This window comes from uncultured Fibrobacter sp. (assembly GCF_947166265.1).
In the GTDB taxonomy this organism is placed as follows: Bacteria; Fibrobacterota; Fibrobacteria; order Fibrobacterales; family Fibrobacteraceae; genus Fibrobacter.
This window is the reverse complement of the sequence record NZ_CAMVDO010000003.1, coordinates 209,902-218,848: the sequence shown is the minus strand read 5'-3', so window position 1 is coordinate 218,848 and position 8,947 is coordinate 209,902. Positions and strand designations below refer to the sequence as shown.

Genomic DNA, 8,947 nt, shown 5'->3' with positions numbered 1-8,947 from the left:
CCACCTTCACGACCCCCGAAGAATTCAATAAGACCGTGATGATGCCTAAAGTGTAGGAACGTCATCGTTATGACGATAAATGATCCCCGCCTTCGCGGGGATGACAATAAGAAAAAGGTCCTCGCAAAGCGAGGACTTTTTAATTCTTATGAATTAAAAGACGAAGTCTTACTTCACCTTGAGGGCGCCGCGTTCCAGCTTGATCGTAAAGTTGGTAACATCACAGACTTCGCTCGGACCCCAGTACTGGATCGGACCCGGATAGGTGTAAGATTCAGTCTTGGCCCAGACTTCGCGGTTCTTGGCGAAGAACTTGAACGGAGCACCGTCGAGTTCAACGAGAGCCTTCTGGATCACCGGCTTGTCGGCACCGTGACGACGTTCGATGTTCATCATCATGGTGATAGGAATGCCACCGGCAGTCCACTTTTCAATGCCCTTCGTGAGGTCACGCACAGAGCTCATGTAGCCGTTCATCTTGTTGAAGGCGAGCACAGAAGCGGTGAAGCCGAGGCTGTAGCAGTAGTCGGCGTCGAAGTTCGACGGAGCGGCGCAACGGCCTTCGTAACCGAAGAAGTGGTTGAGGGCAGAGAACTTGCCCTTGAAGTTCTTGCGGCTCTTGAGGTCCTTCTTGACCATTTCGATGATGAGCTTTTCGGTTTCGATGAGGGAAACCTGCACGTTGCCGTGGCTGTCGCGGTCGAGCATCAGCTGGCCCTGAGTGGTGGAGGGGAGGCTCTTGAGGACTTCGGCAGAAGCCTTGGAAATCCAGTTGCAGAGCTTTTCAACCTTGGCGGCGGTGTCGAGGCCTTCGACTTCCTTTTCGTGGTGGGCGAGGGCTTCAGAGAGTTCGGAGATGAGCACGCCAACATCCGGGATGAATTCGAGGAGGCCTTCCGGAATCAGGCAGACGCCGAAGTTCTTGCCGTCAGCAGCACGGGCAGCAACGATGTCTGCAACGTACTTGATGACCTGCTTGAGCTTCATCTTCTTGGCCTTGACTTCTTCAGAAATCAAGCAGATGTTCGGGTGGGTCTGGAGAGCGGCTTCGAGAGCGATGTGAGAAGCGCTACGGCCCATGAGCTTGATGAAGTGCCAGTACTTCTGAGCGGAGTTGGCATCGCGCATGATGTTGCCGATGAGTTCGGAATAGGTCTTGACGGCGGTGTCGAAACCGAAGGAGGTTTCGATGTATTCGTTCTTGAGGTCGCCGTCGATGGTCTTCGGGCAGCCGCAAACCACGCAGCTTGCGCCGTTGGCCTGGAAGTATTCACCGAGAACAGCAGCGTTGGTGTTGGAGTCGTCACCACCGATAATCACGATAGCGTCGAGCTTCTGAGCCTTGGCAACAGCCATGCACTTCTTGAACTGTTCTTCAGTTTCGAGCTTGGTACGGCCGGACTGGATGATGTCGAATCCGCCAGTGTTGCGGTAGGAGTCCATGATCTTTTCGTTGATCACGATGAACTTGCCGTTTTCGAGGCCAGACGGACCGCCGAGGAAGCCGAGGAGCTTGGAATTCTTGCTGATGCTCTTGATACCGTCGAAGATACCCGCAATCACGTTGTGTCCACCAGGAGCCTGGCCACCGGACAGAACGACGCCCACGTTGAGTGCCTTACCGGCAGCAGCCTTGGTAGCCTTCTTCATGGAGATGTACGGTGCACCGTAGGTGTTCGGGAACAGAGCCTTGATCTTGGCCTGGTCGCGGACGGATTCGGTTGCCTTACCCTTGTTGAGAGTAACCTTGAGAGCGCCGTCGCGCAGCGCTGCGGGGAGTTTCGGCTGGTAGGCCTTGCGGGCCTTGCCGAGGACGGACAGATTGTCAGCCATTGTTTTTTCCTTTTGAGTTTTCGTGCAGTGTGTACTACACGGTCATGGGTTAAAAAATTACAGGGAATAATATAGAAAATAGTGTGTAGAGGTTGGTGATTCGTGGTTAGAAAAAAGCGATTTATCTATTTTTCGCAGAAAAGGTTTTGTTATGCGACTTTCTGAATTTTCTGACTGGTTAAATGGTTTGCTGGAACCGCAGCTCTTTAAGGATTACTGTGTCGATGGGCTTTGTGTCGAGGCGTCTGGCGAGGTGACCCGTGTCGTGACGGGGGTTTCCTTTCGTGACCGCCTGATCGATGCTGCTATCGAGGAGCATGCCGATTGCATTTTCGTGCATCATCCGAACGGTTTCTGGAACGGTGAAAATCGGGTGCTGGTAGGCAAGTTCGGAGAACGCATGCGTCGCCTGATGCAACATGGAATTTCACTTTACGGTTACCATTTGCCGCTCGACGGCCAGCCCGAGTTCGGCAATAACGTGCTGATTGCCCGTGCGCTTGGCCTGGACGTGGCCGAAGGTTTTATGGTCGAAGGGGAGCGCCCCGTGGGTTGGATTGGAACTTACAAGGATGCCCTTTCGCGGGAAGATTTTTTGAAAAGAGCCAATGGTGCCTTTGAACACGGAATCCAGAATGCGCTGATGTACGGTAAGGAACAAATCCGCCGGGTCGCCATTTGCAGCGGTAGCGGTGCCAGCGGCATTCAAGAAGCTATTTCGCTGGGGTGTGACGCTTTCGTGACCGGCGATATCAAGGAATCGGTGCCCATTTTGTGCGAAGAACTGGGTTTCAATTTGGTGTCTGCGGGGCACCACCGGACCGAGGTGTTCGGTGTACGCGCCATTGCGGAAAAAATCGAAAAAGAGCTCGGTTTGACGGCGAAATTTATCGATATCGACAACCCGATTTAGTTACATTTTACTTCCAAAAAACACTCAAAAATGCCGTTTTTACGCCAAAAATGGAAATTTGTTTCTGAAACGTTACGCGGAACGGCGGGTTCGAAAAAAAAAGGGTGTTTTTAAAGAAGTGTTTTACTATCTTTCCACCCGTGAATTTTTATAGGACGACCATACACTTCCAGAATTCCTCGAAGTCTATCACGTTGCATGTGCCTGCGTTCCTGTTTAAGGCCTGGCCCGTGTTGCGATTCTTTGTGGCTATCGGAGTTCTTCTGTTCCTGGTCCAGATGGTTTCAACAACCGTTTACGACGGGGTGCTGAACCACCAGCTGAGCGAACGTGCCAAGCTCGATCGCGAAATGACCCAAATCCAGGGGACGCTGGATTACCTTTCCAATACAACCAATTCCTTCTTTAACGACGAAAACCGCCTTTATGCAAGGTTCAGTCTGCCGGTGCAGGACGAATCTTCTAGGGAACTGGGTACGGGTGGTTCTATCAGTGCAGATTCTTTGTTGCTCCGCAAGACATCGCCGGTTTATGAACGGATGTCGCTCCTGGGTGAAACGGCTCGCCGTATCCAGGGGAAACTTGCGAACAACGACGCCTCTTTCCGCAACCTGAACAAGTTCATGGACCAGAAAATGTCCGCCTGGCGCTTTGTGCCGTCTATTGCACCCACAAATGGCCGCTATGCGTCGTCTTTTGGCCCCCGCATTCATCCGGTGACGGGTGAAGTGGGCAAGATGCATCAGGGCGTGGATATTTCGAACGAACGCTGGACTCCGATTTACGCCTCTGCCGATGGTGTGGTGGAAGTCGCCCAGATGAGTTCGACCTTCGGTAACTTTGTGACGATTGACCATGGAAACAGCATCAAGACACGCTACGGTCACATGCAGCTGTCTATCGTGCATCCGGGCCAGTTTGTTCACCGTTACCAGGTGATTGGATATATGGGAAACACCGGCCGTTCCGTCGGTCCGCACCTCCATTACGAAGTGTGGGTGAGAAACGCCCCTGTGAACCCGCTTGCCTATATGTTGCCCAACGGCTATACCGTCGATTGACGGGGCCTGGGTAGCGCCGCTGTCCGAGAAAAGGGCGCCGGTTTTTCCGGCTAAGGATTGCACCACCCCTCGGGGGTGATTTTTTGAAAAAATGGTTCATTCCGTTTTTAGGAACGGATTTGTTTGTCGGCCTCACGCTTGTTTTAGCGCAGTGCGGCTCTCCGGCGTACGCTTGTCCAAGGTTTGTCGAGTTTTTCCCGGACCCTGTAGAGGTTTCGGACCAGGAGGGCGAATTTGTCGAAATCCGGCTCGACGATTTTCAGGATATTGTTCGGCCGGACAGCCTTTGCGTTCAGTTCGAATCGAAAAAGCCTTTCTGCTTTGCTTACCCTGCGGGGAGCAGTTTCGTCATTGTCCGTGACAGTCTACGGTGTGCTGATTTCCCGGACGCTTCTTGCGGACTGGCTCCATCGCTTTCGCTTCCGAATTCGCGGGAATCGGAGTGGAAACTTTGGGCGGGGGCGTGCCGCGATTCTGTTTTGCTGATGCGCCCCAAGGCGGGAAAGTCGCTGCGGCGTGTCAAGGATTCGGATGAGTGGGAGGTGGCGGAACCCTCTTTTAGCGTTCAGCCTTCGGGCGAGTTCAATCCGAAAATTCGGATTTCTGAAATCCATCATTGTCCGCTGGAGCCCGAACCGGAATGGGTAGAAATCTACAACGCCTCCGATAAGGCGCTTTCGATGCAGCAGTTCCGTTTTTGCAATCGTGGAAAGAACTGGGATGTAAAGCGTGACGATACCCTTGCGCCGTTCGAGGTGGCGGTCCTTACGCGGGATACGCTTATGCTTCGGGAGTTTTTCGGGTTTAAGGATGTTCGCCTGTTCCAGGTTTCGATGGGGTTTCTGAACAATACCGCCGGTTCCGTTTCTGTTTGCTGGGGCGATAGCGTTATCGACAGCGTGGCCTGGGACAAGTCTACCGTGGAGTGCCCGTCCGGGTTCAGCCCGATGAGTGGCGCAGCTGAAAATACTCCTGGTTTTCTGGGAAAATCTCGGAGGGAAAAGGGGGAGTCTGAGGAGCCTTTCACCTATCGGTTGTCGTCGCGCGTCGTGCGGCGGCGAGGAGCCCCTTTGCGTGTGTATGTCGAAAGTGCTTATCCGGTGCAGTTGCGTCTGCTCGATTCTTCGGGGCATGAAGAATGGAAAACTTCGGTTCCACCCCATTCGAATACGTGGTGGCTGGTTCCTGTTGCGCAAGGTGCGGGGCTTGGTGTTGCTTATGTGTCGCTTTCGACGGGGCGTTTTGAAAAGGTCTTGGGAATTCTTTTACGCCCATAGGAGAAAATATGTTGTCTGTATTGCAGCTTTGGGGGCGGTTACGGATGTGGACGGTGTCCTTCCTGCTTTCGTCTTTTTCGTATTCGATGGACCTCCCAGGGGAGTTTGTTCAAAATTCTGGTGGAAAACTTTCGACATCGGGCCTTTCGTGGGAAAGTGCTTCACCGGCAAGGTTTGCCGAACCTGGATTTGGTATCGCGTATGCCCGTATGGTATCGGCTGATGTGTGGAACGGTGGCGTGTCGGGGGAATTTGGCCTGGGGAATTCCCGTATCGCTTTTTCGAGCAGCTACCTGGAAATGGATTCGCTTTACCGCCGTGTGTATTCGGAGCTGGATTTTTCCTTTTGCCGTTCCTGGTTTATTCTGGGGGCGGGGTACGGCTTTTCGGTGGAGTGGATTCCCCGTGATGAAAAGTGGAACCGTCATCGTTATAAGACGGCAGCGACGTTTATATGGAAGGGGCTTTCCGTTGGGGGCGTTGTGCTAGGCTTTAGCGATGTCCCGTTAAAAGAGGCGGATTATGTGCTTGGTTTCCGCTATGAGGTGAGCCAGCGCTTTGGAATGTTCGCGGAATGGGATGGGGCATTTTTTGATGTCGGAAACGAGGTCTGCTTTAGTTTTGTGCGTGTTCGTTCTGCTTACCGTTTCCCCGATTTTGGTGTCGCCGTTTCGCTTGACTTTTTGCTGGGGGACTGGTCGGTAGATGGAACGTATGGCTTTGTGGGGCGCATTTGGGACTGGTTTGGATTTTCTGTTTCTAAAAAACAGGGGAAAAAGACTATATTGTAGGGTGTAATTGGGTAATTTATGACAATCTCCCCGGCCTTTTTTGCGATCATTCTTTTTGTAGTTTTCCTGTTGCTCGTGGCACTGATTCTTGTCTTGATGCTTTTGCGTGAAATTCAGGAAAAGCAAAAAGTCTACGCGGGCTTTTCGGGGTATTTGAGCGATCTTGTCATTATCGTGTCGAAGGACGGCCGTTTGCTCGATGCGATGCCCCGAAGCATTACAAGCCCCCTTTACGACCAAATTCTGCGCAACAAGTCGATTCAGTCCATTTTTGTGGATAAGGAATACAAGCGTTTTCTGGATTATATCAAGGGCCTCGATGCTTATCCCGATATTCCCTTCGTCTTTTCGTATGTGTCGGATTCTAGGAGCAACTGGTACGAAATTCGCGTCCAGATGAAAAAACGGAGCGGTGACGAAAGCATGGTCCTGCTGATTAAGGACGTTACCCAGGAAGTGGAAATTGGACACCAGCGAGACCTTCTGAAAGAAAATGTAGACATGCTGCTTCGGAATACGGGCGATTTTCTGTGGTCTGTAGATGTCGATAGTCGCCGGTTCACCTTCATAACGCCCTTGCTGGACGATGAAGGGCGTGTGGTTCCGCGGTCGCAGGGAATTCAGGATATCCGTTTGCTGATGCCCGAAGAAGATTATGCGTATTTTGAAAAGCACCTGAATTCGCGCATTGTCGAATTCAGAGCAACGGGGCAGGATATTAGCGAAAACCGTGGCGTGAGACTGCGCCTGATGGGTGAAGACGGAAAGCAGATTTGGTTTGCCTTTTGCGGCAGGCTCTGTTCCGAAGAGAATGCGAAGGTTGTTTTTAGGGGCGCGGCGAGGCGTTTGGACTTGCTGCTGGACAATCCGATTGTGGCAAGCGACATTGTCAACGAATCGACGATGTCGTCGGTGTTTGCTTTCCCCGATATCCGCGTGTTCTGGATAGACCGCGACTATAAGATTTGCGGATGCAACCAGGCTTTCTCGCTTGCGTTTGGGATGCCGCTCCCGGACGATGTCAAGGGAAAACGGTTGCTCGAAGTGGTTCGCCCGCGCTACTTTAATATGTTCCATAGCGTTATTTCCGAAGTGTTCGAAAGAGGGCTCCCCAAGGCGTGGAAAGGGCCTTTCGGCGTGAAAAAACGTTTGCTTTGGTTCAATGCGGTTCCCCTGAAGCGGACGGATGGATACACCCATCGCGTACTCGGGGTGTACATGCAGCTGGATGAACAGGATTTTGAAAATACACAAAGATCAACTCTGGAGATAAGATGAAAAAGTTAATGTTGTTTGCCGTTTCTGCACTGTTCATGGTTGCAGGTTGTGAAGAATCCAAGAAGGAAGCTGCTGCCGAGCAGAAGCCCGCTGTACAGCAACCCGCTCAGCAGGTTGCGGCGCAGGCAGCTCCGGTCGAAGTGAAGAAGGCAGAAATTGTTACGGTGGATTGGGCAAAGGCGCTTGAAATGAACAAGGCCGGTGCCGTTTTGATCGATGTGCGTACTCCGGGTGAAGTGGCCGAGGGCATGGCTCCGGGCGCTATCAACATTCCGCTCCAGGAAATTCAGCATCGCTTGAATGAATTCCCGAAGGACAAGGACTTGCTGATTTACTGCCGTAGCGGAAAGCGCAGCATGGTTGCCTCCAATTTCTTGGTGGACAACGGTTACGAACGCGTGTTTAACGTCGGTGGCGGTTTCCTCGCGTTCCCGAAGAACTAATGAACTATCTACAGCTCGCGTTTGAGAATTCTCTATTCTCGGTCGGCATCAGTCGGCCGAATCCTGCGGTGGGTGCCGTTGTCGTACGTGACGGTATCGTCGTCGGGAGGGGGCGGACGCAGCGCCCGGGGAATGCTCACGCCGAGGTGATGGCGCTGCGTGACGCGGGCGAACTCGCCCGCGGGGCGGCCATCTATGTGACTCTTGAACCTTGCTGTCATTATGGCCGCACGCCCCCGTGCACCAAGGCGATTATCGAGGCGGGCATCAAGGAAGTCTACTTTGCTCATGCCGATCCGAATCCGCTGGTGCGCGGTAAAAGCCGTAGCATTCTCGAAGAAGCTGGCGTCAAGGTATTCGAAGGCCAGGATGCTTGCGAACGTGCCGTTGTTGAAAGCGGCTGGGACGATTCCTGTTCGCATGACGGTTGCAAGGTGCTTTCGGGAAATCCGACTGCCATGGGGGAGCCGGAGACTCGCGCCGAGGCGCTTGCCGAAGCCCGCATGCTCTTTCACGAAATTGAGCGGTTCTTTGAAGCGTACGACTATTTTGTGCGCAACAAGGCGACTTTTGTCGAAATTAAATCGGCCATTTCTCAAGAAGGCTACATGGGTGCGCTTGTCGGTGGCGGCTGCGGCTCAAAGGTCGCGGCGTGTAATGCCCCCTTGAAAATCACCGCGCAAGGTGCCAACTGCTGGAATCATGAACTTCGTGCCATGAGCGATACGATTCTCGTAGGCGCTGGTACGGTACTCGCCGACAATCCTTCGCTTGATGTACGAAATGCCCAAGGGAACAATCCCGTGAAAATCATCTGGGCGGGGCACCATGAATTTACCGCTGCCGAAGTTGCGGGGCTTCGCGTGTTCCAGGCGCCTGTAGAAGCGGGGAAGGCTCCCATCGTCTTTACGTGCGTACCGCAACCTGCCATCGAAAAAAAGAATGTGGGGGATGCGCCGGCTGCACCGTTGGGCGAGACCTTAAATGTCGCCGGGCATCAAATTGAAATCGTGACGTTTAATGCCGCGACTTTTGTCGGGTGCTGGAGTCAGATGCTCGAGAATCTTTCCGCCCGTGGCATGCACCGCCTGATGGTCGAACCAGGGGCGCGCCTTGCGGAAGAAATCTTTAAATGTGGCTTGTGGAATCGCCTTGATTTATGGCAATCAACGGATTCTGCTGTCGAACGTGCGCTTGAATCTAGCGGTGCCGAAGGCCTTGCGTATCCGGAACTTCCGACGGGGCTTGTCGCCCGAGAATCGTTTATGATCGGTCCGGATGTATTGACCGTGTACGAGAAATAAAAAAAGATCCCCGACCAAGTCGGGGATGACATTACGTGTGAAAAGCC

Annotated in this window: 8 protein-coding genes; 7 read left to right on the top strand and 1 reads right to left on the bottom strand. The window is 52.9% G+C overall.

Features of this window, described 5'->3' with window-relative positions; translation table 11 throughout:
• Window positions 1-168: 168 nt before the first annotated feature.
• The gene (locus tag Q0W37_RS03300) at window positions 169-1,833 is read right to left on the bottom strand and encodes a diphosphate--fructose-6-phosphate 1-phosphotransferase (RefSeq protein ID WP_297698740.1); all 1,665 of its coding nucleotides are present in this window, start codon (window positions 1,831-1,833) and stop codon (window positions 169-171) included.
• 151 nt (window positions 1,834-1,984) lie between these two features.
• On the opposite strand from Q0W37_RS03300, the gene Q0W37_RS03295 reads away from it, so the two are divergent.
• The 7 genes from Q0W37_RS03295 to Q0W37_RS03265 all read left to right on the top strand — a co-directional run bounded on the left by Q0W37_RS03295 (window position 1,985) and on the right by Q0W37_RS03265 (window position 8,900).
• Window positions 1,985-2,746, top strand: a complete 762-nt coding sequence (locus tag Q0W37_RS03295; protein WP_297698738.1) for a Nif3-like dinuclear metal center hexameric protein — start codon at window positions 1,985-1,987, stop codon at window positions 2,744-2,746.
• Between the two features lie 140 nt (window positions 2,747-2,886).
• Window positions 2,887-3,807: a M23 family metallopeptidase gene (locus Q0W37_RS03290; protein WP_297698737.1), complete on the top strand. Its 921-nt coding sequence runs from the start codon at window positions 2,887-2,889 to the stop codon at window positions 3,805-3,807.
• A gap of 83 nt (window positions 3,808-3,890) precedes the next feature.
• Window positions 3,891-5,084 carry a lamin tail domain-containing protein gene (locus Q0W37_RS03285; protein WP_297698735.1) on the top strand — a complete coding sequence of 398 codons (1,194 nt, stop codon included), beginning with the start codon at window positions 3,891-3,893 and terminating at the stop codon, window positions 5,082-5,084.
• Window positions 5,085-5,092: 8 nt separating this feature from the next.
• Window positions 5,093-5,875, top strand: a complete 783-nt coding sequence (locus tag Q0W37_RS03280; RefSeq protein WP_297698733.1) for a hypothetical protein — start codon at window positions 5,093-5,095, stop codon at window positions 5,873-5,875.
• Window positions 5,876-5,893: 18 nt separating this feature from the next.
• Window positions 5,894-7,153, top strand: coding sequence for a PAS domain-containing protein (locus tag Q0W37_RS03275; protein ID WP_297698732.1), 1,260 nt, complete (start codon window positions 5,894-5,896; stop codon window positions 7,151-7,153).
• Window positions 7,150-7,596 (top strand): rhodanese-like domain-containing protein, encoded by a 447-nt coding sequence (locus Q0W37_RS03270; protein WP_297698730.1) that lies wholly within the window; start codon window positions 7,150-7,152, stop codon window positions 7,594-7,596. The genes Q0W37_RS03275 and Q0W37_RS03270 overlap by 4 nt, the downstream gene beginning before the upstream one ends.
• Window positions 7,596-8,900 carry a dihydrofolate reductase family protein gene (locus Q0W37_RS03265; RefSeq protein WP_297698728.1) on the top strand — a complete coding sequence of 435 codons (1,305 nt, stop codon included), beginning with the start codon at window positions 7,596-7,598 and terminating at the stop codon, window positions 8,898-8,900. The genes Q0W37_RS03270 and Q0W37_RS03265 overlap by 1 nt, the downstream gene beginning before the upstream one ends.
• Window positions 8,901-8,947: the final 47 nt, after the last annotated feature.